The organism is Nocardioides zeicaulis (assembly GCF_042432345.1).
Lineage (GTDB): Bacteria > Actinomycetota > Actinomycetes > Propionibacteriales > Nocardioidaceae > Nocardioides > Nocardioides zeicaulis.
Window position 1 is genome coordinate 246905 of record NZ_JBHLXH010000002.1, and the last position, 25908, is coordinate 272812.

Below are 25908 nucleotides of genomic sequence, written 5' to 3' on the forward strand. Positions count from 1 at the left end.
CGTGGTCTCTCAGAGCACCGGCAGCATGCGGTCGCGCTCGAAGGAGGAGACCTGGGCGCGGTACTCCTCCCACTCGGCGCGCTTGTTGCGCAGGAAGTAGTCGAAGACGTGCTCGCCGAGCGTCTCGGCGAGCAGCTCGGAGTCCTCGGCGATCCCGATCGCGTCCGAGAGGCTGCGCGGCAGCGGGGTGATGCCGAGGGCGCGGCGCTCCCGCTCGGTCAGCGACCACACGTCGTCCTCGGCCTCGCGGGGCAGCTCGTAGCCCTCCTCGATGCCCTTCATGCCGGCCGCGAGGACGACCGCGAAGGCGAGGTAGGGGTTGCAGGCCGGGTCGATGGTGCGCAGCTCGACGCGGGTGGACTGGCCCTTGTTGGGCTTGTACATCGGCACGCGCACCATGGCCGAGCGGTTGTTGTGGCCCCAGCACACGCCCGACGGGGCCTCGCCGCCGCCGAGCAGCCGCTTGTAGGAGTTCACGAACTGGTTGGTCACCACGCTGATCTCGCTGGCGTGGCGCAGGATCCCGGCGATGAACTGCCGTCCGGTCCTGGACAGCTGGTACTCCGCGCCGGCCTCGAAGAAGGCGTTGCGGTCGCCCTCGAAGAGCGAGACGTGGGTGTGCATCCCGGAGCCCGGGTGGGTCGTGTAGGGCTTGGGCATGAAGGAGGCCCAGATGCCGTGGCCGAGCGCGACCTCACGGATGACGGTGCGGAACGACATGATGTTGTCGGCCGTGGTCAGCGCGTCGGCGTAGCGCAGGTCGATCTCCTGCTGCCCGGGACCGCCCTCGTGGTGGCTGAACTCCACCGAGATGCCCATCGCCTCGAGCATGGTGATCGCCTCGCGGCGGAAGTCGGCGCCGCGCGACTGCGCGGTGTGGTCGAAGAAGCCGCTGCGGTCGACCGGCTGCGGCTCCTCGCCAGCACCCGGCATGTCCTTGAAGAGGTAGAACTCGATCTCGGGGTGGGTGTAGAAGGTGAACCCCCTGTCGGCCGCGCGGCTCAGCGTGCGCTTGAGCACGTGGCGCGGGTCGGCGTAGGACGGGCTGCCGTCGGGCATCCGGATGTCACAGAACATGCGCGCGGTGGCCGGCCAGCCGTCGTCACCGGTGCGCCACGGGAGGATCTGGAACGTCGAGGCGTCGGGGTGGGCGAGCATGTCGGACTCGTAGACGCGGGCGAAGCCCTCGATCGCCGAGCCGTCGAAGCCGATGCCCTCGTCGAAGGCGTTCTCCAGCTCGGCGGGAGCCACGCTCACGCTCTTGAGGAAGCCCAGCACGTCGGTGAACCACAGCCGCACGAACCGGACGTCACGCTCCTCGAGCGCCCGCAGCACGAAGTCCTCTTGCTTGCCCATGGGCCCAGCCTAGGGGCAGCGTCGCCCCCGCCCGCGCAACCGCCTGAGGTGTGGGCGGCCGCCCCCTCGCGGGGCCAGTGGCACCCGTCACGGTGTTAGCGTCCCCGGATCAGCCGCCCGACTCGGGCCCGCCACCACGGGAAGAGGGAAGCTGCACGATGAACGACCCCCACGCACACCTGCCGGACCTCTCGTCACCCACCACCCCCGACGGGTTCCTGCTCGCCCACCTCGCCGAGGAGACCCGGCGCCGGGCTCGCACCGCACGGGCCCCGGAGGCCACCACGGCCGGCGCCGACCGCGACCTGCTCGACGCCCTGCAGTCCGCCGTCGACGACCTGGCCCCGACCCTCCTCGCGGCCAGCCACGACCTGTCCGAGCACCCGGAGGTCTCCTTCGAGGAGCACCGCTCGGCCGCCGCCCTCGCCGACCTCGTCGAGGCCCGCGGGATTGACGTCGTGCGCGGCGCCCACGGGCTCGCGACCGGCCTGCGCGCCGAGGTCGGGGACCCCGACGGACCCACCATCGCGGTGCTCTCGGAGTACGACGCGCTGCCGGGCATCGGCCACGGGTGCGGCCACAACGTCATCGCCACCGCAGGACTGGGCGCCTTCCTGGCCCTCGCCTCCCTCGGCGACCGGCTGCCGGGCCGCGTCGTCTGGCTCGGCACGCCGGCGGAGGAAGGAGGCGGCGGCAAGGAGCTGATGGCCGCGCAGGGCGCCTTCGACGGCGTCGACGCGGCGCTGATGGTGCACCCCTTCACCTACGACATCGCCGACCCGCTCTTCCTGGGCCGCCGCCAGCTGCGCGCGACCTTCACGGGCGTGACCTCGCACGCCTCGGCGCAGCCGTTCATGGGTCGCAACGCCCTCGACGCCGTCAACCTGATGTACACCGGCGTCGGCCTGCACCGCCAGCAGATGCCGGCCACCGACCGCGTCCACGGCGTCGTGACCGCCGGCGGCGAGCGGCCCAACGTCATCCCCGAGCACGCCGAGATGCTCTTCTACCTGCGCAGCGAGCTGCCCGAGAGCCTCGCCGTGCTCAGCGGGCGCCTGGCCGACATCGCCCGCGGTGCCGCCCTCATGACGGGGTGCGGCGTCGAGCTCACCTGGGACGAGGCGCCGCCCTACCTCCCGGTGCGGGGCAACGGTCCGCTGGCCGGCGCCTGGACCTCGCGCTACGGCGAGCGGGGCCGTACGGTCCTGCCGCCCGACGTCGTCCCGCGGATGTTCGCCGGGTCCACCGACTTCGGCAACGTGTCCTACCGGATGCCCGGCGTGCACGCGATGGTCAAGATCACCGACGCCGACCTGTCCCTGCACACGCGCGAGTTCGCCGACGCCGCGGTGACCGAGGAGGCCGACCGGGTCGTCGTCGACGCGGCATGGGCGCTCGCCGCGGTGAGCGCCGACTGGCTCAGCGACCCCGAGCTCCGCCGGGCCGCCGCCGAGGACTTCGAGGCGGCCGGGGGCGCGGTCGACGTCCCGTCCTACTTCGGCGAGGACCACGCATGAGCCGCCCGGAGGCCACGGGGGCGACCACGCGCACCGACCGCGCCCTCGCCGCAGTCGAGCGCGTCGGCAACCGGCTGCCCGACCCGTTCCTGCTGTTCCTCGGGCTGTTCCTCCTCGTCGGGCTGGTCTCGACCGGGCTCCAGCTGCTCGGCACGTCGGTCACGATCCCCGGCGCCGACGAGGAGACGGCCGTGCGCGGCCTCTTCACCGGGGAGGGCCTGTCCTGGCTGACGGTGAACCTCGGGGCGAACTTCATCGGCTTCCCGCCGCTGGTCACGGTCGTGACCATCCTGCTCGCCGTCACGCTCGCGGAGCGCACGGGCCTGCTGGCCGCGGCCATCCGGGCCAGCCTCGGCGCTGCCCCCCGGTGGCTGCTGCCCTACGCCGTCGGCTTAGTCGGGGTCAACGCCTCGGTGATGGCCGACGCCGCCTTCATCGTCGTGCCGCCCCTGGCGGCGATGGTCTTCAAGGCGGCCGGGCGCCACCCGGTCGCCGGGCTCGTCGGCGGCTTCGCGGCGGTCGGCGCCGGCTACTCCACGTCGATGCTGGTGACCAGCCTCGACGCGCTCTTCTCCGGCATCACCAACTCGGTGACCGGCGGCCTGCCCGACCCGGGCGCGACGGTGACGCCGGTGTCGAACCTGTGGTTCAACATCGCCTCAGCGATCGTGCTGGCGCTCGTCGCCGGACTCGTGGTCGACCGGCTCGTCGAGCCCCGGCTGGTGCGCGAAGGAGCTCCGGTCGACATGGTCGACGCCGGCGAGGACACCTCGCTCGACGCCGCCACCGACGCCGACGAGGACGTCGCGCCGGCCCTGCGCGCCGCACCGACGGACCTCTCCCCCGAGCTCGAGCCGGCGGAACGACGCGGGCTGCGCGCTGCCGGCATCGTGTTCGTCCTCCTGGCGGCGGTCATCCTCGCCGCGGTGCTGCCGGGCGGCTCGCCGTGGCGCAACGACGACGGCAACTTCCTCCCGGAGTCGGCGCTGCTCGACTCGACGGTGTTCATCGTGTTCGTGCTGTTCCTGGGCCCGGCGCTGGCCTACGGCTTCGTGAGCGGGTCGTTGCGACAGGCTGCCGACGTGCCGAAGGTGATGGGCCTGGGCATCAAGGACATGGCCGCCTTCATCGTCCTGGCGTTCATGCTCGGGCAGTTCATCGCGCTCTTCAACTGGAGCAACGTCGGCTCCGCGCTCGCGGTCGCCGGCGCGGACGGGCTCGAGTCGATCGGCCTGACGGGCTACCCCGCGATCATCGGCTTCATCCTGCTCGCCTCGGTGCTCAACCTGTTCATCGTGAGCGGGTCGTCGATGTGGACGCTGATGGGTGCCGTGTTCGTCCCCCTCTTCGCCCTGCTGGGCTACGAGCCCGGGTTCGTGCAGGCGGCGTTCCGCGTCGGCGACTCCGCGACGCAGGTCATCACGCCGATGAACCCCTACATCTGGATCTTCCTCGTGATGGTCAAGCGCTACGAGCCCGAGGCCGGCCTCGGCACGGTCATCTCCAGGATGCTGCCGTTCGTGGTGCCGTTCTGGATCTCGTGGGTCGCGGTGCTGACCGTCTTCTACCTCACCGGGGCAGACGTCGGCCCCGGCGTCGGCATCCGTCTCTGACCCTGCTCGTGCGGGTCGGGACGGACGCCGACCACCGGGGCTGCAGCGTCCTCGCGACGGGGCTCAGTGGCAGATGTTGACGTCCTGCGAGCCCAGGACGCCGTCCACGACCTCGCGCATCGGCTTGAGCCACAGCTGGGTCTCGGGGACGAAGGCGATGCTGCCCGGCACGCGGCCGGCGACGCCGTCGACCTCGACCTGCTCGACGACGAGGGGCACGGTGACGTTGCGACGGCGCACGCCTTCCCAGCACGCGGACGCCTTCTTCCGCGTCACGGCCTGCTCGAGGGTCACCGGGTCGCCCTGCAGCATCCCGTTGTAGCGCCACGCGACGTTGGTGACGTAGCCGGTCTGCCCCTCCCACGGGGCGCGGACGTTGACTGACATCCCCCAGGTCTTGCTGGTGGCGATCGTGAAGCGGACCTCGCCGCCCCTGACCTTCTTCCGCTTCGACGACCAGACCTTCACGTCGGTGTGCTGCGTGCGCAGTGCGTTGACGAGCTGGATCTCGCAGCCATCGCAGTCGTCGACGGTGAAGGTCAGGGTCGTACGGGCGACCGCAGCGCGCGCGTCGGCCGCCCGGTCGGCGGTGGCGGCCGTCGCGGGCGGCGCGACGAGGGCGAGGAGGGCGGTGCCGGCGACTGCGCCGGGGGTGATGGCGGTGCGGAGGGACATGGTGGCTACTTGTCTGTGCGAAGGGTTGTCACCATCAGGATGCCGTTGCGGCCGTTCGGGTTGCATCAGGATTCCGGCGGGCCTCAGCCAGCTGCCGGCGGCTCGCAGAAGTCGATGTCCTGCCCGCCCATCACGCCGCCCCAGACCTGGCGCATCGGCGCGAGCCAGTCCTGCGTCTCGTGCACCCAGGCCAGGGTGCCGGGCACCCGCCCGGGTCCGACCCCGACCACGCGGACCTTCCGGGTGCGCAGCTCCAGGTCGTACGACGACGCGCTGGTGCCGGCCCAGCAGGCGCTCGCACGGTGCTTGCCGCGCGCCTCGCGCTTGGAGACGACGGCGCCGGCGCTCGTGCCGGCGTAGCGCATCGCGACGACGGTGACGTAGCCCAGGCGGCGCTCCCAGGGCGCGCGCAGGCTCATCGACAGGCCCGCAGTGCGCTCGGTGGGCACGCGGAAGGTGGCCACGCCGTCGACGACCTCGGTCGGCTCCGACTGCCACACGTCCTCGTAGTCCGCCGTCAGGGCGGACTGCGCGGTGATCGTGCAGCCGTCGCACCCGGGCGCGTGGACCGTGAGCGTGGTCCGCGGCGCCGCGCGGTGGGTGACGGCGTCGGCGGTGGGGCCGGCGAGCGCCGGGGCGGCGGCGGACGCGGGCAGGAGGAGGGTGGCGAGCAGTGCTCCCGAGAGCAGGCGTGAGGTCATGGCGGTGTCTTCCTGTGAGGGGTTCTCACAGGAGGGGACGCGACTCGCGCCGGTCGCGTTGCGCAGCGCCTGCGTGAGCCGCTCAGTCGTCGCCGAGGGTGTTGCGCTCGAGCTCGGAGACCGTGGGACGGCCCTGGTTGCAGAAGACCTCGAGGTCGACCGAGCTGCGGCCGTTGCTGAACACCGCGTCCACGTCGTCGTCGGGACCCTTCTCCCAGCTGATGACGCGCCACCCGGCGTCGCGGTCGGGACGGGCGGCGATGCCGTACGCCCAGGCGCGACGGCACTCCACCACGAACCCGCCGTACTCCCCCGTGATCTCGTCGCGCACCGCCGGCACGTCGGTCGACGGCGGCTGCGTCGGTGGCGCCGACAGGTCCTCGGCCACCTCGTCGCCGACCGGGCCCCGGTCGCGGATCGTGGCGCCGACGGTGGACACGGCGAGCACGCCGAGCACGACCGCGACCGCAGTGGTCGCGGCCCACAGCCCGACGAGCAGCATCCGACGCCTCACCGGGCCATCGTGCCGCGTCCGACCTCAGCGCGAGGCCAGGCGGAGGTTAAGGGACGGCTAAGGCCGGCTGCGTGAGCGGCGCCGACCGGTAGGTTCGCCGCGTGGCGGAGGTGCTGATCATCGAGGACGACGACCGGATCCGGCCGTTGCTGGTCAAGGGCCTGCGCGAGTGCGGGCACACCGTCACCTCCGCGCCCACCGGCATGGCCGGCCTCCAGCTGGCCGTCGACTCCTCCCCCGACCTCGTCGTGCTCGACCTGGGCCTCCCCGACGTGGACGGCACGCAGGTGCTCTCGATGCTGCGCGGGGTGAGCACGGTGCCGGTCATCATCGCCAGTGCGCGCGACGACGACCCCTCGCTCGTCGGGGCGCTCGACGCCGGCGCCGACGACTACGTGGTCAAGCCGTTCACGTCCGCGCAGCTCGACGCCCGGGTGCGCGCGGTGCTGCGCCGCGTCGATGCGGGCCGGCAGCGCCCGGCCTCCGTCACGGTGGGCGGGCTCGTCGTCGACGTCACCGGTCGCCGGGTCCACCTCGACGGCCAGGAGGTCGACCTCACCCCGCGCGAGTTCGACCTGCTCGTCCACCTCGCGGAGCGGCCGGGCGAGGTCGTCACCAAGCGCGACCTGCTGGTCGAGGTGTGGCGCCAGCCGTGGGGCGGCTCCGACAAGACCGTCGACGTGCACCTGTCGTGGCTGCGTCGCAAGCTCGGCGAGACCGCCGCCGAGCCGCGCTACCTCACCACGGTGCGCGGGGTCGGCGTCCGCCTCGCCGCCCCGGAGGCCTCGGACGCGGGCCCCGCCGACCGGGACGGCTGAGGTGCGCCGCAGCCTGCTCGTCACCGCGGGGGCCGCGATCTCGATGGTGCTGCTCGCGATGCTGGTGCCGATGGCGATCCTGGTGCGCAGCTATGCCCTCGAGGACCGTCTGGCCCGGGCGGCGCTGGAGGTGCAGGCCGTCGAGACGGTGGTCTCGCGCTACGACGACCGCGGCTCGGTGTCGGTCTATCTCGACCGCCTCAACGCCGGTGACTCCCCGACCCGCATCACCGTGCTCTACCCGTCGGGTGCCGACGTCGGTCCCGACCAGGGCGAGGACGCGCGCGTGCTCGACGCCCGCAACACCGGGCGCGCCCGCGTCGACGACGTACCAGGCGGCTCGCAGATCCTGGTCCCGGTCTCGCGGGGCGGGTCCTCGGCGCTCCCGTCGCAGACCCCGGTGATCCGCGTGGTCGTCGAGGAGCCGGGCGTCACCTCGACGGTCGGCCTCGCGTGGGGCCTGCTGGCGCTGCTCGGCCTCACGCTCCTGGCGGGCTCGCTGGTGGTGGTCGACCGGCTCGGGCGCTCGTTCGTGCAGCCCATCCGCCGCCTGGCCGAGCACACCCAGACCCTCGGCTCCGGCGCGAGCATCACCCCGGTGCCCGAGGAGTCCGGCCCGCCGGAGGTGCGCGAGCTCGGGGCCGCCATCGGCCGCCTCGTCGGCCGCATCGAGCTGCTGCTCGCGCGCGAGCGGGAGAACGTCGCCGACCTGTCCCACCGCCTCCGCACTCCCGTCACCGCGCTGCGGCTGAGGGTCGAGTCCGTGCCCGACCCCGACCTGCGCGAGCGGCTCGGCTCCGACCTCGACGCCCTCCAGGCGACCGTCGACGGCATCGTGCGGGAGGCCCGCCGCTCCGAGCGCGAGGGGCTCGACCCGCGCACCGACGCCATCGCCGTGCTCGCCGGCCGCGTACGCCACTGGGCGCCTCTTGCGGAGGACCTGGGGCGGCCGTGGTCGACCGACCTGGCCACCTCGGGCCCGCTGCTGCGGGCGAGCGCGGCCGACCTCGAGGCGCTGGTCGACGTGCTGCTCGACAACGTCTTCTCCCACACCCCCGACGACGCACCCGTCCGCGTCACGCTCAGCGCCACCGACGCGGCGGTCGACCTGGTCGTCGACGACGCCGGCCCCGGGCTGCCGGCCGACGTGGACGTCACCGGCCGCGGCGCCAGCGGCGCCGGCTCGACCGGGCTGGGCCTCTCCATCGCGGCGCGCACGGCGCACGACTCGGGCGGCGAGCTGGTCGTGGGGCCCTCGGACATGGGAGGAGCCCGGGTCGCCGTCACGTTGCGGACGGACTGACCCGGGCTCCTGGCCCGTGGGCCGAGGCTCAGCGCACGGTGAGCGAGGTCGAGCAGGCAGTGCCTCCGACGGGCTTCACGGTGAGCTTGAAGGTGTCCTTGCCCGCGGTGTCGCGGCGGAAGGCGTCGAGGTCGAGCTCGCCCTCGTCGTCGGCGCGCAGGGTGCGCGACGCGGCGACCGCGCCGTCGTGGCGCAGGACGACCTTCCACTCGCTGCCGGCGCGAGCGCCCTCGAGGTCGGCGTCGACGTCCCAGCCGCCGCGCTCGCGGTCGACGTTGAGCTCGTAGGTCGCGCCGGCACAGGTGCCGCGGCGCTCCACGTCGGCGCTGGCCGGCGACGCGACAGCGACGGCGGCGCCGCCGGCGGTGGCGATCAGGGCGGTGGTGGCGATGAGCGTCTTCTTCATGGGGTTCTCCTCGGTCGTGCGGGTGGGGTGATGGTGTGGTGGGTCGCGCGCGTCAGGAGCCGAGCGTGGCGGTGCAGGGCTCGCCCTCGGCGGGCGTGAAGGTGACGGCGTACGTCGCGTCGCCGGGCGCGCCGGAGGCGAACGCGTCGACGTCGATCTCGCCGTCCTCGTCGGTCGTGCGGGTGCCGGCCAGGAGCGCGGTGTCGCCGCGCATCAGCTCGACCTCCCACGCCTCGCCCGGGCCGGACGACTGGAGCTCGGCGCTGACCTCGGTCCCGCCGTCCTCCTCCTCCGCGCTCAGCTCCCAGGTCGCGCCGCCGCAGGTGCCGCGCTCGGCGGCCTGCGTCTCGGCCGTGGCGTCCACGGCCCACCAGGCGCCCAGACCGACCACGACCGCGGCCGCTGCGCCTGCACCGATGACTGCCTTCTTCTGCACGGGTTTCCTCCTCGTCTCCGTGACGCCGTCCGACGTCATGCGACGAGGTTCGTACGACCGCGGCTAACCGCGCTCCAGCCCGTGGCTAAGGGCGCGCTAAGACAGACCTCCCGCCCGGGCGGTGGCCCAGCCACGTTTCGGAGCCAAGAAAGGTGGCTGGGCCACCGGTGCCGGACCGAGCGGTGGTCCAGCCACCTTTCGCAGGCTGGGAATGTGGCTGGGCCACCGCTCCAGCGACAAAGGGTGGCCGCCTCAGGCGGTCGGGACGTCCCGCTCGATCTCGGCGAGCCAGGCGGTGCCGCGGGCGTCGCTGGGCATCCGCCAGTCGCCGCGGGGGCTCATCGTGCCGATGGCGCTCACCTTCGGACCGTTGGGCAGCGCGGAACGCTTGAACTGGTTGGCGAAGAAGCGCTTGACGAAGACCTCCAGCCACCGGCGCACGTCCTCGAGCGAGTACGCCACGCGCGCGTCGTCGGGGAAGCCCGGCGGCCACTCGCCGGCCTCGAGGTCCTTCCACGCGTGCCAGGCCAGGAAGGCGATCCGGCGCGGTCGCATGCCGAGGCGCACGACGTGGGCGAGGGTGAAGTCCTGGAGGTTGTAGGGGCCGACGGAGTCCTCCGTGGCCTGCGGCTTGACGCCCTCCTCGATGGGGATCAGCTCGGGCGTGATCTCCTGGCGCAGGATGTCGCCGAGCACGTCGCCGACCTCCGGCTCGAACTCGCCGTGCGAGATCACCCAGCGGATCAGGTGCTGCACGAGCGTCTTCGGCACGCCCGCGTTGACGGTGTAGTGCGACATCTGGTCGCCGACGCCGTAGGTGCACCAGCCGAGCGCCAGCTCGGACAGGTCGCCGGTGCCGACGACGATGCCGCCGCGCTGGTTGGCGAGGCGGAAGAGGTAGTCGTAGCGCAGCCCGGCCTGGACGTTCTCGAACGTCACGTCGTAGACCTTCTCGCCGCGACCGAACGGGTGCCCCATGTCCTTGAGCATCTGCTCGGCGGCCGGGCGGATGTCGAGCTCCTCGAACGTGACGCCGAGCGCCTGCGAGAGCCGGGTGGCGTACGACTTGCTGGCCTCGCCCGTCGCGAAGCCCGGCATCGTGAAGGCGAGCACGTCGCTGCGCGGGCGACCGAGCCGGTCCATCGCCTTGCACGCCACGATCAGCGCGTGGGTGGAGTCGAGTCCCCCGCTGACGCCGATGACAGCCTTGGGGGTGCCGATGGAGGCGAGCCGCCGCTCCAGGCCGGAGACCTGGATGTTGTAGGCCTCGTAGCAGTCGAGCTCGAGCCGCTCCGGGTCGTCGGGCACGAACGGGAAGCGGTCGACCTTGCGGAGCAGGCCGATGTCGCCGGCCGGCGGCTCGAGCTCCCACCCCACGGTGCGGAAGCGCTGCACCCGCTCGTGGTGCGTACGCCGGTTGTCGTCGAACGTGCCCTGCCGCAGCCGCTCCTGACGCAGCCGGTCGAGGTCGACGTCGACGACCGTGCGGCGCGGGCCGTCGGGGAACCGCTCGCCCTCGCCGAGCAGGTCGCCGGCCTCGTAGACCAGCGTCTGGCCGTCCCAGCTGAGGTCGGTGGTGGACTCGCCCTGCCCGGCGGCGGCGTAGACGTAGGCCGCAGAGCAGCGCGCGCTGGCGCTGCGCACCAGCAGCCGGCGGTCCTCCGCGCGCGCCACCGTGATCGGCGAGCCGCTGAGGTTGGCCAGCACGGTCGCTCCGGCGAGCGCGGCTTCGGCGCTCGGCGGCACCGGCACCCACATGTCCTCGCAGACCTCGACGTGCAGGTCGAGGCCGGGGACGTCGAGGCAGCGGAAGAGCAGGTCGGGCCCGAACCGCACGTCGTGGCCGGCCACGGTGATCCACTCGAGCTCGCGGTCGTCGCCGGGCGCGAACCAGCGGCGCTCGTAGAACTCGCGGTAGTTCGGCAGGTACGACTTCGGTGCGACGCCCAGGACCGTGCCGCGGTGGATGACGACTGCGCAGTTGTGCACCCGGTTGCCCTGCACCAGCGGCGCGCCGATCACCAGCACGCTCATCAGGTCGGCGCTGGCGGCGACGATCTCCGCGATCGCCTCCTCGACGCTCGCGAGCAGGGTGTCCTGCAGGAAGAGGTCGTCGACGGAGTAGCCGGTCAGGCACAGCTCGGGGAAGACGGCGACGGCGACGTGCTCGTCGTGGCAGGCCCGCGCCTGCTCGAGCACCGCGGCCGCGTTGGCCGCCGGGTCGGCCAGGTGCACCGGGAGCGTGATGGCCGCGACCCGCGCGAAGCCCTGGGCGTAGGCGGAGTAGAAGTCCACGGCGCCACTCTAGGGAAGCGGCCGCCGGTGCCACCGCCCACGCGGGGGTAGTCCAGTGGCAGAACGTCGTCCGGCGGGCCCTCCGACGACGCAATCTCACTGGACTACCCCGGCAGGGGCCGTCAGGGTGCACCCATGGCCCTGGAGATCACCCGCTGCGCGAGCGACGCCGACTACGAGGCGTGGCGCTCGGTGCGCATCGCCGTGCTCCCCTACGAGCGCTGCGACCCCGTCGAGGAGCTGCGCCGGCAGGACGAGCGGGAGACCCGGCTGATGCTCCTGGCGTACGACGACGGGGTGCTGGCGGGCTCCGGGCTCGCCGACCGCTCGGACTCCGCCGGCACCGGGTCGGTGGCCCCGCGGGTGCTGCCCGGCTTCCGCCGCCGCCGGATCGGCACCGCCCTGCTGCACGAGCTCGCCGCGCACCTCGAGGCCCACGACCTGCTGCGGGTCCGGGCGACCGTCGACGACGACGACTCGCTGGCGTTCGCCCACTGCCAGGGCTTCCAGGACACCGACCACGAGGTCGAGCAGACCCGCCCGGTCGACGACGTGCCGTCCCCACCGGAGCTGCCCGACGACGTCGAGGTGGTTCTCGCCGCGGATCGTCCGGGGCTGTGGGAGGCGTCGTACGAGGTCTTCGGGCGGCAGGCGACCGAGGACTTCGCGCTGTCGACCGCCCTCGACGTCACGCCCGAGCGGTGGGCCACCTCCTGGCTCGGCGACCCGATGTTCCTCGCCGTCCACGACGGCGAGGTCGTCGGCTGCGCCGGTCTCGTCCTCGACACCGACGTCCCCGACCGCGCGGAGAACGCGCTGACCGCCGTGCGCCGCGACTGGCGCGGGCGCGGCCTGGCGGTCCACCTCAAGCTGCGCACCCTGAAGTGGGCCTCCGAGCACGGGATCGCGGAGGTCTACACCTGGACCCAGGACGGCAACGAGGCGATGCGTACGCTCAACACCCGGCTCGGTTACGCCACCACCCGCCGCAGCACGATGGTGGCGCGCCACCTGCCGCTCGACTAGCGTCGCCGGGGTGCGCCACCACCTCCGCACCACCTCGCTGTCCCTGGCCCTCGCGGCCCTCGTCGCCGGCCTGCTGACAGGGCTGTCGCCCAGCACGGCCGGCACCCACCCAGCCGCTGACCGTGGAGCCGGCCCGGCCGCCGACCGCGCCGCGCAGGTGCCCCGGCTGCGGGTCCGCACCGTCGTACGCCGCCTGCAGCACCCCTGGGACGTGCAGCAGGCGCCGGGCGGGCGCCTGCTCGTCACCGAGCGCGACCGGGCCCGCGTCAGCGTCGTGCGCCACGGCAAGCGACGCACCCTCGCCGACCTCGCGGGCCAGGTGTGGGTCTCGGGCGAGACCGGGCTGATGTCGCTGGCACTCGACCCGGCCTCCCGCACGGTCTGGGCGTGCCACGGCTCGAGCGTCGGGGGCAACCACGTGCAGGTCACCCGCTGGCGCGCCGACCCCCGCTGGAAGCGTCTCTCCCATCCGCGCACGGTGCTCACCGGCCTGCCCTCCTCCTCCGGACGCCACGGCGGCTGCCGGCTGCTCCTCGACCGCGACTCCGACGCGCTCGTCGTCGGCACCGGCGACGCCGCGGTCGGCACCAACCCGCGCGACCTCGACTCCCTCGGCGGCAAGACGCTGCGCGTGCACCGGTTCACCGGCGAGCCGATGGCCGACAACCCGTTCGCCGACGCCACGACCGCCCGCCGCTTCGTGTGGACCTACGGCCACCGCAACGTCCAGGGCCTCGCGCAGCGCGACGACGGCACGCTGTGGTCGGTCGAGCAGGGCAGCTACCGCGACGACGAGGTCAACCTGCTCGTCCCCGGCGGCGACTACGGCTGGAACCCGGTCCCGGGCTACGACGAGTCCGTGCCGATGACCGACCAGTCGCTGCCCGGCGAGCAGCAGGACGCCCGCTGGTCGTCCGGCGACCCGACCCTGGCCACGTCCGGTGGCGCATGGGTGCACGGCCGGCAGTGGGGCGCCCTCGACGGCACGCTGGCCGTCGCCGCGCTCAAGGCCTCGCGGGTCGTGTTCCTGCGCTTCGACGACCAGGGCACCCTGCAGTGGGTGCGCAGCCCGAAGGCGCTCCAGCAGCTCGGCCGGCTGCGCTCGGTCACCTCGGCGCGCAGCGGCGACCTGCTCGTCACCACCGACAACGGCACCGACGACCGCGTGCTGCGCGTGACGCCCCGCTGACTGGCCGGGGCCCGTGTGAGGGGCGACACAGGCGCCTACCCGCGGGTTGCGCACTAGCCTGATCGTGGTCCGTGGACTCCAGCAGGGAGCTGCGAGATGACGAGAGGCACCGATGTCCGAGCTGTCCGACAAGCCTGCCCCGGCCGAGGAGACCGCCCCCTACGGCTCCGGTCCCAGCGCCCCGGCGGCGCCCGTGAAGCGGGTCCGCACCCACCACCTCCGCGAGATGAAGGAGCGGGGCGAGAAGATCACGATGCTGACGGCGTACGACATGTACACCGCGGCGACGTTCGACGAGGCGGGCATCGACCTGCTGCTCGTCGGTGACTCCGCCTCCAACAACGTCTTCGGCAACGAGACCTCGCTGCCCGTCACCGTCGACGAGCTGCTTCCCCTGACGCGCGCCGTCGCGCGGTCGACGAAGCGCGCGATGGTCGTCGGCGACCTGCCGTTCGGCAGCTACCAGGCCTCGCCCGAGCAGGGCTACCTCACCGCCGTGCGGTTCATGAAGGAGGCCGGCGCCCACTGCGTCAAGCTCGAGGGCGGCGCCGAGATGGCGCCCGTCATCGAGCGCTGCACGCGCGGCGGCATCCCGGTGATGGCCCACATCGGCTTCACCCCGCAGTCCGAGCACACGCTGGGCGGCTACCGGGTGCAGGGCCGCGGCGAGACGAGCGACCGGATCGTCGCCGACGCGCGCGCGGTGCAGGAGGCCGGCGCGTTCGCGGTGGTGATGGAGATGGTGCCCGGTGACGTCGCCGAGCGGATCAGCAAGGAGCTGACCATCCCGACCATCGGCATCGGCGCGGGCGCCGGCTGCGACGGCCAGGTGCTGGTCTGGCAGGACGCTTTCGGGCTGCGCACCGGCCGGATGGCGCGCTTCGTCAAGCAGTACGCCGACGTACACCAGGTGCTGCTCGACGCTGCGCGTGCCTACGCCGACGACGTGCGCGGCGGCACGTTCCCTGGCGCCGAGCACACCTTCTGACGCACGCGCCCTGACGCACCCCTGATCCAGGCGCGCCCGACGGCTCAGCTGTCGGGCGTGCCGTCGACCATCCCGTTGCCGGAGGCGGGACCGTTGTCGTTCCAGTCGGGGTCGTTGTCCCACTGCTCGTTGCGCTGCTGCACCTTCTCCAGCGCGTGCGAGGCCTCCTCGGCGGTGGCGTAGGGGCCGAGGCGGTCGGCGTTCTTGCAGCCGTCGCGCCCCTCGACCGCGTGGTGGGTCAGGCAGAACCAGTATTCGTTCTCGCTCATGGCCCGAAACTACACTCGCGCCGTGCCTGCCGTAGCCCCCGCCGCCGTCTCGCCGCGCCGCGCGGTCCCCGCCTCCATCGCCCGCCCGGAGTACGTCGACCAGCCGGCGCCCGAGCGGTTCCGGGGCGAGGAGGTCAAGGACGCCGAGACGATCGAGCGGATGCGCGTGGCGGGCCGGCTCGCCGCGCAGGCCCGCGAGCTGGTCGGTCGCCACGTCGTGCCCGGCGTGACCACCGACGAGCTCGACCGCATCGGCCACGAGTTCCTCTGCGACCACGGCGCCTACCCCTCCACGCTCGGCTACCGCGGCTTCCCGAAGTCGCTGTGCTCGAGCGTCAACGAGGTGATCTGCCACGGCATCCCCGACGCGCGGGTGGTCGAGGACGGCGACATCGTCAACATCGACATCACCGCCTTCATCGGCGGCGTGCACGGCGACACCAACGCGACCTTCCTGGCCGGCGACGTCGACGAGGAGTCGCGCCTGCTCGTCGAGCGCACGAAGGAGTCGCTCGACCGGGCCATCAAGGCCGTCAAGCCCGGCCGGCGGGTCAACGTCATCGGCCGCGTGATCGAGGCCTACGCCAAGCGGTTCGGCTACGGCGTCGTGCGCGACTTCACCGGCCACGGGATCGGCACGGCGTTCCACTCCGGGCTGATCATCCCCCACTACGACGACCCGCGCTACGACGACGAGATCCGCGTCGGGATGACCTTCACCATCGAGCCGATGCTCAACCTCGGCACCCCCGACTACGACATGTGGGACGACGGCTGGACCGTCGTGACCAAGGACCGTCGCCGCTCCGCGCAGTTCGAGCACACCCTGCTCGTCACCGAGACCGGCGCCGAGGTGCTGACGAACCCCTGAGCCGCCTAGACTCCCCCGCGAGTGGGTCGGCCGGGCGGCCGCGGCGCCGTGCGCGAGCACGGGGTCGAGGAAGGTCCGGGCTCCACAGGGCAGGGTGGTGGCCAACAGCCACCCGGGGAAACCCGCGGGATCAGTGCCACAGAGAACAGACCGCCTCCCGGCGTGCCGGGCGGTAAGGGTGAAACGGTGGTGCAAGAGACCACCAGTGCGCCGGGCGACCGGCGCAGCTAGGCAAACCCCACCCGGAGCAAGATCAGACAGGATGCGTCCGAGGGCTGCCCGCCCGAGCATCCGGGTAGATCGCACCAGGCGGCCGGCAACGGTCGTCGCAGATGGATGGTCGCCCCTGCTTCGGCAGGACAGAACCCGGCCTACAGGCCGGCCCGCTCCCAATCACGCCTGTTCTGAGAAGCGCAACCGTCACTCCTCCTCAGTCCGTTTAGAGTCCGCACGGGGCAACTCCCAGCGCGGGCTCGGAGGGCCGCGAAGGCGGCCAACTCGAGGTGGCGGCGCGATGAGTAGGCGACGCGCACGAATTGCGACGGAGACCTCTTTGATGCCCCGCGAGCTGCTCGAACCACGCAATCTGTCAGTGCGCAAACAGTGGTATGGCTTCTTCGGATTCGACACGTTCCCCGCCCGGAACGCCCACCTGGTTCGGGCTCGGAACGAGCATGGCGTGGAACGCGCTACGCCCCCTCGGGAACTTCTTGCAGATATAACCGAACCTGCCCCGATGCCCCCACCGCCAGCGATCGCGTACGACGAATCCCCTGACGAGCCGGTCGGAGCAAAGTACGGTCGCCGTGGCGACACCCTCGCCCATTGGTCGTTCGTATCGAAGAGGAAGTCCGTGCATCAACAACTCAATCGCATTGCCTGTGCTGCCGCCCTAGTCGGCGCTCTAGTTGTGGCAGCACCACCAGCGCATGCCGCTGGAACAGCGATAAGTCACACAGCGCTGTCCGTCACGACATCCCCCGGTGCAACCTGTGTCACCATCCCTGTCACCTGGTACGTGACCGTCCCGGCTTCTACCGACTACTGGGTCATTGAGGCCGACGTGTTGAACTCAGCCGGCATCTCCGTCGATGACGTCTTCGAGCTTGAGGAGCCGCCCATCACCCAGACCTCAAGCACGCTGTCATTCTGTGGACTGGCCGGGCCCGGCAGCTACACCTTCCGTCTCTACGGACAGTTGCGAGCAGAGTTCGACGCCGGCAGCACTCTCCTAGACGAGACATTCACCGTCACGGTTCCCACGACGCCGCCCCCGCCCCCGCCGCCTCCGCCAGCCACGTACGCGACCACGGTCAAGCTTGAGAAGAACGTGTGGTTCAAGCGGAGCGAGTACGCGCGATTCGGGGGAACGGTCGAGATCGAGTACTTGTGCTCGACTACGTACTGCAGCGGCCCCGAACGAAAAGTGCTTGTCCAAGGCCTTTCCAAGGGCAGGTGGCGCACTTTCTACACGCGAGGCGGCATCTCTTCCTTGGTCTATGTGAAGGTCCGCGTGCCTTACAAGTACAGCAAGATCCGCGCTGCGGTTGAGGCAGTGACGGCGGGCGACAACTACAGCGCCGATGTCTCTCGGACCCTCGCCGTCCCTCGAAGATGAGACTTTGAAGCTCAGTCGGGTTCACGAGGACCATCTCGAGACCGGGGGCGCCGCATCAGACGTGGTCCCTGCGAGCCGGCTGCAGGACCAAGGCCTAAAGAGCTCCTCGTGTAAAGGGTCGCCTCGGAGCGCAGGGCGGGTAGCAGGGCAGGCACGTCGAAGTGAGCGGCCGCCATTCCGAGAGGAACGCAGGTGGGCGTGCTCTGATGGGCTTCTCGTGCCTCGGAATACAGAGAGCCACGCCGCTGAACGAGTGGCGTGGCTCTTTGTAGAGCCGCCCGTACCGGCATTTCGGGGCGCTGAGTCCGCAGAAAGTCCAGCACGCTCACAGCCAGTCACTGGCAAGCACTAGTCACCCAGCCGTTCCCGCAGGTCAGCGGCGAATAGCCACCAACAGTCACCGCTGGACCGCAGGCGGGGCCCGTTCCCGACCTACAGGCCGGCCCACTCCCCCGCCACCGGTCCCGACTGGCCCGCGCAACGACGCGGTCGCCCCCGGGGTTACGGGGCGTGCCGTCTGCATCTCGGCAAGACTTTCTCAACACTATCTAGATCGATTCAAGATAGGTGCGCCAGCCTTGGGAAGGCGCTATACGTCTGCCAACAGTGGACCATCGTGGGGAACACGACGATGGTCCGGCCCGAGCCGGACACGACAGGCACGCGCGCGCTCGGCCGACTGGTGGCGCTGCTGCCGGCACACGACGAGGAGGCGCTGCTCGGCGCCGCCATCAGCTCGCTGCGCGCACAGAGCAGCCCGCCCGACCACGTCGTGGTGGTGGCCGACAACTGCACCGACGACACCGCCGGGGTGGCGAGCGCGCACGACGCGATGGTGCTCGTGCCGGTGGACAACGTCCACAAGAAGGCCGGCGCTCTCAACCAGGCGCTGGAGCAGCTGCTGCCCGAGCTCGAGGACGACGACCTCGTCCTGGTGATGGACGCCGACTGCACGCTCGACCCGGAGTTCCTCGCCACCGCCCGGCACCACCTGCTCGACCCCCGTCTCGGCGGGGTCGGCGGCGTCTTCCGCGGCGGCCCCGGCGGTGGGCTGGTCGGGACGTTCCAGCGCAACGAGTACGCCCGCTACGCCCGCGACGTACGCCGCCTGCGCGGGCGCGCGCTCGTGCTGACCGGCACCGCGTCGGTCTTCCCCGTCGCGGTGCTCCGCGAGGTCAAGGCCGCCCGCAGCGACGGCAGGCTCCCGGACAGCACCGGCGCCGGCCTGGTCTACGACACCTCGGTCCTCACTGAGGACAACGAGCTCTCGCTCGCCCTGATGCACCTCGGCCACCGCATCCTCGCCCCCGCCGCGTGCACCCTCGAGACCGAGGTGATGACCACGTGGCGCGCGCTCGGCGACCAGCGCCTGCGCTGGAAGCGCGGCGCACTGGAGAACCTCCTCGACTACGGCTGGACGCCGGTCACCCGGCCCTACTGGGGCCGCCAGCTGATGAGCCTGCTCGGCGTCATCGCGACCGTGCTCTACGTCGGCAGCCTGCTCGTCGGCCTCGCCGTCGGCCTCACGCTGCACCCCTTCTGGCTGGCGCTGTCCGGCGTGTTCGTCGTCGAGCGCGTCGTCACCGTCCGCGCCCGCGGCTGGCGCCAGATGCTGCTCGCCGCCCCCCTCGTCGTCGAGATGGTCTTCGACGTGTACCTCCAGCTCGTCCAGGCCCGGGCGTTCGCCCAGGCCCTCCTCCGTACCGAAAGGAACTGGTAGATGTACAACAACTCCGTCCTCCCCGCGACCGGCCTCGCCGCCACCGGCATGGCCTTCGAGGGCCTGTGGTGGTTCCTGGCCGCCTTCGCGCTGCTGGCCGCCGCCCTGGCGGTCGGGCGGATCATCCCCAAGCGCGAGGGCTGAGCCGTGCGGCGCGTCGCGATCTCGACCGTGGTGGTCCTGGTGCTCGGTGCCGTCGGGCTCGCCGCCTGGCCGTTCGTGCAGCAGTGGCGCACGGGCGCCGAGACCGCGAGCGCGCAGGCCGACCTGCGTCGTGCCCTCGACCGGCAGGACGTCCCCGCGGCCGCCACGCGGCGGGACCCCCACCCCGTCGCCTCCCCCGCGGCGACCGGGCAGCCGGTCGCCGAGATGACCGTCCCGCGCTTCGGCGCGGACTGGTCGTGGGTGGTCGTCGAGGGCACCGACCTCGACCAGCTGGCGCTGGGCCCGGGCCACTACACCGGCACCCCGCTGCCGGGCGCGCGCGGCAACGTCGCCGTCGCCGGTCACCGCGCCGGCCACGGCGACCCGTTCATCGACTTCGACCGGCTCCGCGTCGGCGACGAGGTGCACCTGCGTCAGGGCCGCACCACGTGGACCTACGCGCTGACCACCGCGCCCGAGATCATCCCCGTCACCGCCGACTGGGTGCTCGACCCGCTGCCGGGCCGCCAGCTCACGCTCACCACCTGCTGGCCGCGCTACGGCTCGTCGAAGCGGATGTACGTGCGGGCCGAGCTCGTCGACGTCAGCACCGGCTCGCCGACCGGCGCCGGCTCGGCGTCAGAGGCCCTCGCGCAGGGCTCGTAGCGAGCCGGGGGAAGAGTCCACGCGCCAGTCGCGCTCCTTGTCGGCCTGGAACCACACCAGCGCCTCGATCCGCGGGAACCGGCGGGTCGCGAGGGCGTCGCGCACCCACTGCGCCTTGCTCCGGCTGCTGTCGGCCGGGGCGCCGTCGTCCTTGCGCGGCTCCTTCGAGCCCACCTCGCACACCCACACCGGCGCGGTGGGGTGCAGGCGGGTGAGCCGGTCGTACTGCGGGCCGAAGATGCGCTCGAAGCCCTGCCAGCGTCCCCACGTCGTGTCGCTGCCCCAGTTGAAGCCGTCGAGGCCGAGCACGTCGACGTACCTGCGGCCGGGCCAGATGCGCCGGACGTCGGTGGTCTCGGCGTAGACGTCGGTGGTGGGGTTGAAGACCCACTTCACGTTGTCGGCGCCGCGGGCGCGGAAGTAGGTGACGACGTGGCGCCACGCCTTCTTGAACTCGGCGTAGGACCCGCCGTGCTCGCGCGGCGCGGCACCGGGGCGCGTCGGCTGGAAGGTCTGCCAGTCGCCGTTCATCTCCGGCCACGGACGGACGTACACGTCGTAGGGGTAGGCCCGGGCGGCTGCGACGAGGGTGTCGAGGTACGCGTCGTGCTCGCCGTTGCTCCACGAGGCGAAGCGCGTCGGGCCCATGTCCCACGACAGCAGCACCCGGCGGCGGCCGCCGTCGGCGAAGGCGAGCTCGGTCGGACCGGGGAAGACGTCGCCGTAGCCCCAGTAGTAGGAGGCGATGCCGGCGTCGTGGCCGACCAGGTCCTCGAACCCGTCGAGCAGCGCCGGGTCGTGGGTCATCCCGTCGACGTACGCACCGAACGTGACGCGGTCGCCGAGCTTGCGCGCTGCGGGCTCGGCCCCCGGCTGGCGGCCCGGCGCGAGGCCGGACGCCGACAGCGGGAGGACGCCGAGCAGGAGGAGGACCACGAGCCCCACCTTGACGAACCGGCGCAAGCGCGCGGTCGGCGACCCGGGAGCCGGCATGGTCTCGTCCTCGGAAATTGAGTGAACAATTGACAGGACGCTGACCGTAGATCGCGCCACGGGACCCCCGCAGGAGAATCGGGGAATCACCTGGGGCGCCCGCTGTTCGGACCGGGGCGCCACACTGGCGGCATGGACACCCGACCCCGACCGCGCGTGCTCGTCACCGGCGCGAGCGTCGCCGGACCCGCCGCGGCGTACTGGCTCGACCGCACCGGCTGGGACGTCACGGTCCTCGAGCGGGCCGACGGGCCGCGCGCCGGTGGGCAGAACGTCGACGTGCGGGGGCTGGCCCGCGAGGTGCTGGAGCGGATGCAGCTGCTCGACGCGGTGCGCGACGCCGGCACGGGAGAGGTCGGCACGCGCTTCGTCGACGCGGACGGTGGCACGGTCTCGGAGTTCCCCACCGACGACGAGACCGGCGACGGCCCCACCGCCGAGCTCGAGATCCTGCGCGGGGAGCTGGCTCGCGTCCTGCGCGAGGCGTGCAGCGAGGGCATCACCTGGCGCTACGGCGACCACGTCGTCGAGGTCGAGCAGGACGACGCGTCGGCGACCGTGACGCTGGCCGGCGGGCGCGTCGAGCAGTACGACCTCGTCGTCGTGGCGGAGGGACCGTGGTCCCACACCCGAGGCCTCGTCATGACGGGGGACGACGAGCCGGAGCTCGAGCGGCTCGGCATGTACTGCGCCTGGGCGACCATCCCGCGGACCGAGGACGACGACCGGTGGTGGCGCTGGATGAGCGTGCCGGGGTCGCGCTCGGTCAACCTGCGCCCCGACAACACTGGGACGACGCGGGCGATGCTCAACTTCATGACCGACGACACCGGTCTGCGCGACCTGTCGCCCGACGAGCTGCGCGCCGAGCTGGCCGAGCGCTTCTCCGACGTCGGCTGGGAGGCGCCCCGCATCCTGGCCGCCCTCGGCGACGCCGACGACCTCTACCTCGACGACCTCACCCAGGTCAGGTGCCCAACCTGGAGCAGGGGTCGGGTGGTGCTGCTGGGCGACGCTGCGTGGTGCGTGACGCCCATCGGGGGGTTCGGCACGTCGCTCGCCCTCATCGGGGCCTACGTCCTGGCCGCCGAGCTCGCGCGTGCGGAGTCGGTCGACGGAGGGCTCGCGTCCTACGAGGAGTGGTTGCGCCCGCTCGTCGACGACGTGCAGGACCTCCCGCCCGGGACGCCCCGCCTTGCCAACCCGCGGTCGCGGCTCGGCGTCGCCCTCTTCAACGCCGGCACCCGACTGGCCGCGGCAGGTCCCGTCCGCGCCCTGGCCTCGAGGTTCACGTCCAGCACCTCGACCGACCGCGAGCTGCCCCCGCTGGTCGTCCCCTCCTGACGCTGCGGGGGCAGGCAGCACCTCCCACCCCGGGGTGCGGGACGCGCTCACCCGGAGGGATGGGATCGCGTGTGCGGGGTCGTCGGGCTGGCTAGCGTCGACGTCATCGCCGCCCCGACCCCCCGTCGCGGGCACCTCCCTTGACCCTGGAGACCCCGGTGACGCTGACCTCCTCCCGCCCCGTCGTCGTTCCCGACGAGCCGAGGGACCGGGTCGGGCCGTTGCTCGCCCGGGTGGCCAGGGGTGACCACGAGGCGTTCGCCGCGCTCTACGACGCGACGGCGCCGACCGTGTTCGGTCTCGCGCTCAACGTGGTCGGGGACGAGGGGCTGGCCTGCGAGGTCGCGCGGCGGACCTACGCCGAGGTCTGGCGCGACGCACCGGCCCACTCCCGCGCCCAGGTCTCCGCCGCCGCGTGGATCGTGGCGACCGCCCACCGCCTCGCGGTCGCGCACGTGCGCACCCACGGCACGTCGGTGCCGGTCGGTCCCTCCCACGCCCCGCTGCTCGCGGACCTGCGCACCGACGTCGCCTGAGGGCTCACGCCCCGGCCCACTCCCCCAGCCGCTCGTGCACCTCGCGCACGGCCGGACGGCGCGTGGGGTCGGGGTCCAGGCACGCGTCCACGAGGTCGGCGAATCCGTGCGGCAGCAGGGGGCGCAGCTCCGACACCGACGGCGCGCGCCTGGTGAGCTGGAGGACGTCGCCCCGGGCGAAGGCCGCCCGCTCCGCTGCGTCGCGCGGCGCGAACGCCCGTACGCCGGTGGCGGCCTCGTGGAGCGTCACCCCCAGGCCCCAGGTGTCGGACGCCGCCGAGACCACCTCGCCGGTGCCCTGCTCGGGCGAGAGGTACTCCTGGGTGCCGAGGCCGCGCCGGACCCGGCCCGGCGGGCGGGCGATGCTGAGGTCGAGGAGGGTGGCGGTCCCGGCGTGGGCCATCACGTTGGCCGGCCGGACGTCGAGGTGCACGTAGCCGCGACCGTGGAGGTAGTGCAGGGCCGAGGCCAGCTGCTGCCCGAGGTGGCACAGGTCGGCGAGCGGCAGGCGGCGCGGCAGCACGGCGACCATCTCCTCCAGCGTCATCCCGACGTGGGTCTCGAGCACGACGACGGGTGCGGCCGCGCCCTCCACGGTCTCGAACGCGCGCGCGAGGTGGGGGTGCGCGAGCTCGCGCAGCAGCCAGCCCTCCTGCAGCAGCCGGTGGCGCACCCGGGACACCTCGACCCGGTCCGGTCGCACGGTCTTGGCCACGCAGCTGCACATCCGTTCGTGCGACCAGACCTCGTAGACGTCGAGCGCCGACCCGCGCGAGAGCAGCTCGACGACCTCGTAGCCCGGCGCGATCAGGTCGCCCTCGGCGAGGACGGGCAGCTCGACGGTCAGGTCGATCATCCGACACCCACCGGGGTCGGCGTGGGGAGCCCGTCGGGCTCGCGTCCGGCCTCGGCCCGCTGGGCCCGCCACAGCCCGGCGTAGGTCCCGCCCGCTGCGACGAGGTCGTCGTGGGAGCCGCGCTCGACCACCCGTCCGGCGTCCATCACCAGGATGGTGGTGGCGTCGCGGACGGTGTCGAGGTCGTGCGAGACCACGACCGTGGTGCGACCGGCCATCAGGTGGCGCAGCGGCCCGGCCACCCGCTGCACCGAGAGCACGTCGAGACCGGTGGTCGGCTCGTCGAGCAGCAGCACCGGGGCGTCGCGCAGCAGCGCCCGCGCGATGGCCACGCGCTGGGCCTGGCCGCCCGAGAGCCGGCGGCCGCGCTCGCCCACCGGGGTGCCGTACCCCTGCGGCAGCGCGCTCACGAAGTCGTGCGCGTCGGCGGCGCGTGCGGCCCGCTCGACGTCGGCGTCCGAGGCGCCGGGGGTGCCGAAGACGATGTTGTCGCGGACCGACCCGTCCACCAGGAGCGTCTCCTGGAGCACCACCGCCACCTGGGCGCGGACCGAGGCGCGGGTGAGGTCGCGCAGGTCGTGGCCGTCGAGGCGGACGGTGCCGCTGTCGGGGTCGAGGCCCCGCATCAGCAGGGCGGCAAGGGTCGACTTGCCGGCGCCGCTGGCGCCGACGACCGCCACCACGTCGCCGGGGCGGGCGGTGAAGGAGACGCCCTGCACGGCCGGCACGCTCGCTCCGGCGTAGGTGTGGGTGACGCCCTCGAAGCGCAGCTCGGCGGGTCCGCGGTGCAGGTCGACGGCTCCCGGCCGGTCGGGCGGCAGGGTCGGCTCGTCCAGCAGCTCGACGACGCGCTCGGCGCCCGCGGCCGCGGAGAACGCCGTGGTGACGGCGCTGCCGAGCCCGCGCGCCGGGCTGTAGAGCCGGCTCAGGTAGGTGAGGAACGCCAGCAGCCCGCCGACGGTGAGCTCGCCTCGTGCCAGCAGCCAGGCGCCGGTGCCGATCACGACGAGCGCGCCGGCCAGCTCGATGAGGTCGAGGGTCGGGGCGTAGACCGAGCGCAGCCGCGCGGACGCCATCTCCGTGCGGTACTTCGCCTCCGCCTCGGCGGCGTACCGCTGGACCTCGCGCGCGCCCTGGTCGTAGGCCTGCACCAGCGGCAGCGTGCTCAGGGTCTGCTCCAGCGAGGCGTTGAGCGCGCCGGAGCGTCGCTGGCGCTCGCGCGAGAGCTCCTTGAGCCGACGCGCGAACCAGCGCGAGGTGACCCAGAACAGCGGGGTGACCACGAGCGCCACGCCGGCGAGGAGCGGCTGGATCAGCACGATCGCGACCGAGAAGAAGACCAGCTGGAGCACCTGGGACACCGCGCGGCTGGTGCCCGAGACGAGGAACGACTCGATCGCCGAGACGTCGCCGGAGACCCGGCTCATCACGTCGCCGAGCCGGTGCCGGCCGAGGAACTCCAGCGGCACCCGCTGGAGGTGGTCGAGGAGCGCGGTGCGCAGGTCGACGAGGAAGCGCTGGCTCAGCCACGTCGAGAGCATCCGGTCGGCGCCGTCGCAGACCGCCTGGACGAGCGTGAGCCCGACGTAGGACGCCGCGACCACCGGGAAGAGCCCGAAGTCGCGCGGCACGAGCACGTCGTCGACGACCACCTTGAACAGCCAGATCTCCACCGACAGCAGCGCCGGCGACAGCGCGGCGAGCAGCAGCGAGACGAGCATCCAGCCGCGGCGCGGGGCGGCGTAGGGCCAGAACCGGCGCAGCACCTCGCGCACCGGGAGCCCGGTGCGGGGTCGCGTGGCGGTGCGGGCCATGGGTGCTCCTGGGCTGGGGACGGCGACGGGGACGGGCGGGAGGTGGGGGTGGGGGGTCCCGCCCGTCCCCGGTGGACCGGGTCAGTGACCGGTGCGGGTGCTCGTGCTGGTGCCCGAGCCGGTGTGCGTGCCGGTGTGGGTGCCGGTCGAGGTGCTGGTGCTGCTGCCGTGACCACGGCGACGACGACGGTGCGTCGAGTAGGCGCTGAATCCCATGACTCCTCCTCTCGTCGGTCTCGG

The 25908-nt window shown here is 72.7% G+C and carries 26 protein-coding genes and 1 other RNA gene; 15 read left to right on the forward strand and 12 right to left on the reverse strand.

All coding sequences use genetic code 11. The annotated features are described in order from the left end of the window. Positions 1-9 precede the first annotated feature (9 nt). Positions 10-1356, reverse strand: coding sequence for a glutamine synthetase family protein (locus ACFFJG_RS15675; RefSeq protein ID WP_378519721.1), 1347 nt, complete (start codon positions 1354-1356; stop codon positions 10-12). A gap of 158 nt (positions 1357-1514) precedes the next feature. On the opposite strand from ACFFJG_RS15675, the gene ACFFJG_RS15680 reads away from it, so the two are divergent. Both ACFFJG_RS15680 and ACFFJG_RS15685 read left to right on the forward strand, forming a co-directional pair. Then, a complete protein-coding gene (locus tag ACFFJG_RS15680; protein WP_378519722.1) occupies positions 1515-2873 on the forward strand; it encodes a M20 family metallopeptidase in 1359 nt (452 codons plus the stop codon). Beyond that, entirely contained in the window at positions 2870-4486 is a 1617-nt protein-coding gene (locus ACFFJG_RS15685) for an AbgT family transporter (RefSeq protein ID WP_378519723.1), read from the forward strand. The genes ACFFJG_RS15680 and ACFFJG_RS15685 overlap by 4 nt, the downstream gene beginning before the upstream one ends. Positions 4487-4549: 63 nt before the next feature. On the opposite strand, the gene ACFFJG_RS15690 is transcribed toward ACFFJG_RS15685, so the two are convergent. From ACFFJG_RS15690 to ACFFJG_RS15700, 3 genes are all read right to left on the reverse strand, one after another. Further along, a complete protein-coding gene (locus tag ACFFJG_RS15690; RefSeq protein ID WP_378519724.1) occupies positions 4550-5161 on the reverse strand; it encodes a hypothetical protein in 612 nt (203 codons plus the stop codon). A gap of 83 nt (positions 5162-5244) precedes the next feature. Continuing rightward, complete coding sequence (locus ACFFJG_RS15695) at positions 5245-5862, reverse strand: hypothetical protein (RefSeq protein ID WP_378519725.1); 618 nt, start codon at positions 5860-5862, stop codon at positions 5245-5247. A gap of 82 nt (positions 5863-5944) precedes the next feature. Beyond that, a complete protein-coding gene (locus ACFFJG_RS15700; RefSeq protein ID WP_378519726.1) occupies positions 5945-6376 on the reverse strand; it encodes a hypothetical protein in 432 nt (143 codons plus the stop codon). Between the two features lie 101 nt (positions 6377-6477). Between ACFFJG_RS15700 and ACFFJG_RS15705 the strand changes: the two genes are divergently transcribed. Both ACFFJG_RS15705 and ACFFJG_RS15710 read left to right on the forward strand, forming a co-directional pair. Next, on the forward strand, positions 6478-7194 hold the full coding sequence (locus ACFFJG_RS15705; RefSeq protein ID WP_378519727.1) for a response regulator transcription factor: 717 nt from the start codon (positions 6478-6480) through the stop codon (positions 7192-7194). 1 nt (position 7195) lies between these two features. Next, positions 7196-8497 (forward strand): sensor histidine kinase, encoded by a 1302-nt coding sequence (locus ACFFJG_RS15710; RefSeq protein ID WP_378519728.1) that lies wholly within the window; start codon positions 7196-7198, stop codon positions 8495-8497. Between the two features lie 28 nt (positions 8498-8525). On the opposite strand, the gene ACFFJG_RS15715 is transcribed toward ACFFJG_RS15710, so the two are convergent. From ACFFJG_RS15715 to ACFFJG_RS15725, 3 genes are all read right to left on the reverse strand, one after another. Continuing rightward, complete coding sequence (locus tag ACFFJG_RS15715) at positions 8526-8903, reverse strand: hypothetical protein (RefSeq protein WP_378519729.1); 378 nt, start codon at positions 8901-8903, stop codon at positions 8526-8528. Between the two features lie 52 nt (positions 8904-8955). Then, the gene (locus tag ACFFJG_RS15720; RefSeq protein WP_378519730.1) at positions 8956-9339 is read right to left on the reverse strand and encodes a hypothetical protein; all 384 of its coding nucleotides are present in this window, start codon (positions 9337-9339) and stop codon (positions 8956-8958) included. 252 nt (positions 9340-9591) lie between these two features. Next, positions 9592-11634, reverse strand: coding sequence for an NAD(+) synthase (locus ACFFJG_RS15725; protein ID WP_378519731.1), 2043 nt, complete (start codon positions 11632-11634; stop codon positions 9592-9594). A gap of 135 nt (positions 11635-11769) precedes the next feature. Between ACFFJG_RS15725 and ACFFJG_RS15730 the strand changes: the two genes are divergently transcribed. From ACFFJG_RS15730 to panB, 3 genes are all read left to right on the forward strand, one after another. Beyond that, entirely contained in the window at positions 11770-12660 is an 891-nt protein-coding gene (locus ACFFJG_RS15730; RefSeq protein WP_378519733.1) for a GNAT family N-acetyltransferase, read from the forward strand. Positions 12661-12670: 10 nt separating this feature from the next. Then, positions 12671-13849: a PQQ-dependent sugar dehydrogenase gene (locus ACFFJG_RS15735; RefSeq protein WP_378519734.1), complete on the forward strand. Its 1179-nt coding sequence runs from the start codon at positions 12671-12673 to the stop codon at positions 13847-13849. 112 nt (positions 13850-13961) lie between these two features. Beyond that, positions 13962-14837, forward strand: coding sequence for a 3-methyl-2-oxobutanoate hydroxymethyltransferase (gene panB / locus ACFFJG_RS15740; RefSeq protein ID WP_378519735.1), 876 nt, complete (start codon positions 13962-13964; stop codon positions 14835-14837). 44 nt (positions 14838-14881) lie between these two features. Here panB and ACFFJG_RS15745 read toward each other — a convergent pair whose 3' ends face one another. Further along, positions 14882-15106: a hypothetical protein gene (locus ACFFJG_RS15745; protein ID WP_378519736.1), complete on the reverse strand. Its 225-nt coding sequence runs from the start codon at positions 15104-15106 to the stop codon at positions 14882-14884. On the opposite strand from ACFFJG_RS15745, the gene map reads away from it, so the two are divergent. The 6 genes from map (at position 15105) to ACFFJG_RS15775 (ending at position 20125) form a co-directional block, all read left to right on the forward strand. Then, positions 15105-15977: a type I methionyl aminopeptidase gene (gene map, locus ACFFJG_RS15750; protein WP_378519737.1), complete on the forward strand. Its 873-nt coding sequence runs from the start codon at positions 15105-15107 to the stop codon at positions 15975-15977. The genes ACFFJG_RS15745 and map overlap by 2 nt on opposite strands. A gap of 22 nt (positions 15978-15999) precedes the next feature. Continuing rightward, an RNA gene (gene rnpB / locus ACFFJG_RS15755) (RNase P RNA component class A) lies at positions 16000-16367 on the forward strand. Between the two features lie 166 nt (positions 16368-16533). After that, the gene (locus ACFFJG_RS15760; protein ID WP_378519738.1) at positions 16534-17595 is read left to right on the forward strand and encodes a hypothetical protein; all 1062 of its coding nucleotides are present in this window, start codon (positions 16534-16536) and stop codon (positions 17593-17595) included. A gap of 616 nt (positions 17596-18211) precedes the next feature. Then, on the forward strand, positions 18212-19315 hold the full coding sequence (locus tag ACFFJG_RS15765; RefSeq protein ID WP_378519739.1) for a glycosyltransferase family 2 protein: 1104 nt from the start codon (positions 18212-18214) through the stop codon (positions 19313-19315). Then, complete coding sequence (locus ACFFJG_RS15770) at positions 19316-19459, forward strand: hypothetical protein (RefSeq protein ID WP_378519740.1); 144 nt, start codon at positions 19316-19318, stop codon at positions 19457-19459. A 3-nt stretch (positions 19460-19462) separates the two neighbouring features. Continuing rightward, positions 19463-20125 (forward strand): sortase, encoded by a 663-nt coding sequence (locus tag ACFFJG_RS15775; RefSeq protein WP_378519741.1) that lies wholly within the window; start codon positions 19463-19465, stop codon positions 20123-20125. Here the strand turns inward: ACFFJG_RS15775 and ACFFJG_RS15780 are convergent. After that, complete coding sequence (locus ACFFJG_RS15780) at positions 20099-21118, reverse strand: glycoside hydrolase family 26 protein (protein WP_378519742.1); 1020 nt, start codon at positions 21116-21118, stop codon at positions 20099-20101. The two genes, ACFFJG_RS15775 and ACFFJG_RS15780, sit on opposite strands and share 27 nt — an antisense overlap. 132 nt (positions 21119-21250) lie before the next feature. Here ACFFJG_RS15780 and ACFFJG_RS15785 point away from each other — a divergent pair, with 132 nt between their 5' ends. Both ACFFJG_RS15785 and ACFFJG_RS15790 read left to right on the forward strand, forming a co-directional pair. Then, positions 21251-22462: an FAD-dependent oxidoreductase gene (locus tag ACFFJG_RS15785; protein ID WP_378519743.1), complete on the forward strand. Its 1212-nt coding sequence runs from the start codon at positions 21251-21253 to the stop codon at positions 22460-22462. Between the two features lie 158 nt (positions 22463-22620). Next, complete coding sequence (locus ACFFJG_RS15790) at positions 22621-22998, forward strand: sigma factor (protein WP_378519744.1); 378 nt, start codon at positions 22621-22623, stop codon at positions 22996-22998. A 4-nt stretch (positions 22999-23002) separates the two neighbouring features. Here ACFFJG_RS15790 and ACFFJG_RS15795 read toward each other — a convergent pair whose 3' ends face one another. From ACFFJG_RS15795 to ACFFJG_RS15805, 3 genes are all read right to left on the reverse strand, one after another. Then, entirely contained in the window at positions 23003-23854 is an 852-nt protein-coding gene (locus ACFFJG_RS15795; protein WP_378519745.1) for a serine/threonine-protein kinase, read from the reverse strand. Next, positions 23851-25668 carry an ABC transporter ATP-binding protein gene (locus ACFFJG_RS15800; RefSeq protein WP_378519746.1) on the reverse strand — a complete coding sequence of 606 codons (1818 nt, stop codon included), beginning with the start codon at positions 25666-25668 and terminating at the stop codon, positions 23851-23853. The genes ACFFJG_RS15795 and ACFFJG_RS15800 overlap by 4 nt, the downstream gene beginning before the upstream one ends. A gap of 81 nt (positions 25669-25749) precedes the next feature. Further along, on the reverse strand, positions 25750-25884 hold the full coding sequence (locus ACFFJG_RS15805) for a hypothetical protein (protein WP_378519747.1): 135 nt from the start codon (positions 25882-25884) through the stop codon (positions 25750-25752). Positions 25885-25908 lie beyond the last annotated feature (24 nt).

Coding starts and splice junctions, on each gene's coding strand:
- panB (WP_378519735.1), top strand. CDS start 13,962: ATGTCCGAGCTGTCCGACAAGCCTGCCCCGGCCGAGGAGACCGCCCCC.
- map (WP_378519737.1), top strand. CDS start 15,105: ATGGCCCGAAACTACACTCGCGCCGTGCCTGCCGTAGCCCCCGCCGCC.
- ACFFJG_RS15675 (WP_378519721.1), bottom strand. CDS start 1,356: ATGGGCAAGCAAGAGGACTTCGTGCTGCGGGCGCTCGAGGAGCGTGAC.
- ACFFJG_RS15795 (WP_378519745.1), bottom strand. CDS start 23,854: ATGATCGACCTGACCGTCGAGCTGCCCGTCCTCGCCGAGGGCGACCTG.
- ACFFJG_RS15800 (WP_378519746.1), bottom strand. CDS start 25,668: ATGGCCCGCACCGCCACGCGACCCCGCACCGGGCTCCCGGTGCGCGAG.
- ACFFJG_RS15680 (WP_378519722.1), top strand. CDS start 1,515: ATGAACGACCCCCACGCACACCTGCCGGACCTCTCGTCACCCACCACC.
- ACFFJG_RS15730 (WP_378519733.1), top strand. CDS start 11,770: ATGGCCCTGGAGATCACCCGCTGCGCGAGCGACGCCGACTACGAGGCG.
- ACFFJG_RS15780 (WP_378519742.1), bottom strand. CDS start 21,118: ATGCCGGCTCCCGGGTCGCCGACCGCGCGCTTGCGCCGGTTCGTCAAG.
- ACFFJG_RS15715 (WP_378519729.1), bottom strand. CDS start 8,903: ATGAAGAAGACGCTCATCGCCACCACCGCCCTGATCGCCACCGCCGGC.
- ACFFJG_RS15745 (WP_378519736.1), bottom strand. CDS start 15,106: ATGAGCGAGAACGAATACTGGTTCTGCCTGACCCACCACGCGGTCGAG.
- ACFFJG_RS15785 (WP_378519743.1), top strand. CDS start 21,251: ATGGACACCCGACCCCGACCGCGCGTGCTCGTCACCGGCGCGAGCGTC.
- ACFFJG_RS15690 (WP_378519724.1), bottom strand. CDS start 5,161: ATGTCCCTCCGCACCGCCATCACCCCCGGCGCAGTCGCCGGCACCGCC.
- ACFFJG_RS15685 (WP_378519723.1), top strand. CDS start 2,870: ATGAGCCGCCCGGAGGCCACGGGGGCGACCACGCGCACCGACCGCGCC.
- ACFFJG_RS15695 (WP_378519725.1), bottom strand. CDS start 5,862: ATGACCTCACGCCTGCTCTCGGGAGCACTGCTCGCCACCCTCCTCCTG.
- ACFFJG_RS15770 (WP_378519740.1), top strand. CDS start 19,316: ATGTACAACAACTCCGTCCTCCCCGCGACCGGCCTCGCCGCCACCGGC.
- ACFFJG_RS15805 (WP_378519747.1), bottom strand. CDS start 25,884: ATGGGATTCAGCGCCTACTCGACGCACCGTCGTCGTCGCCGTGGTCAC.
- ACFFJG_RS15760 (WP_378519738.1), top strand. CDS start 16,534: ATGCCCCGCGAGCTGCTCGAACCACGCAATCTGTCAGTGCGCAAACAG.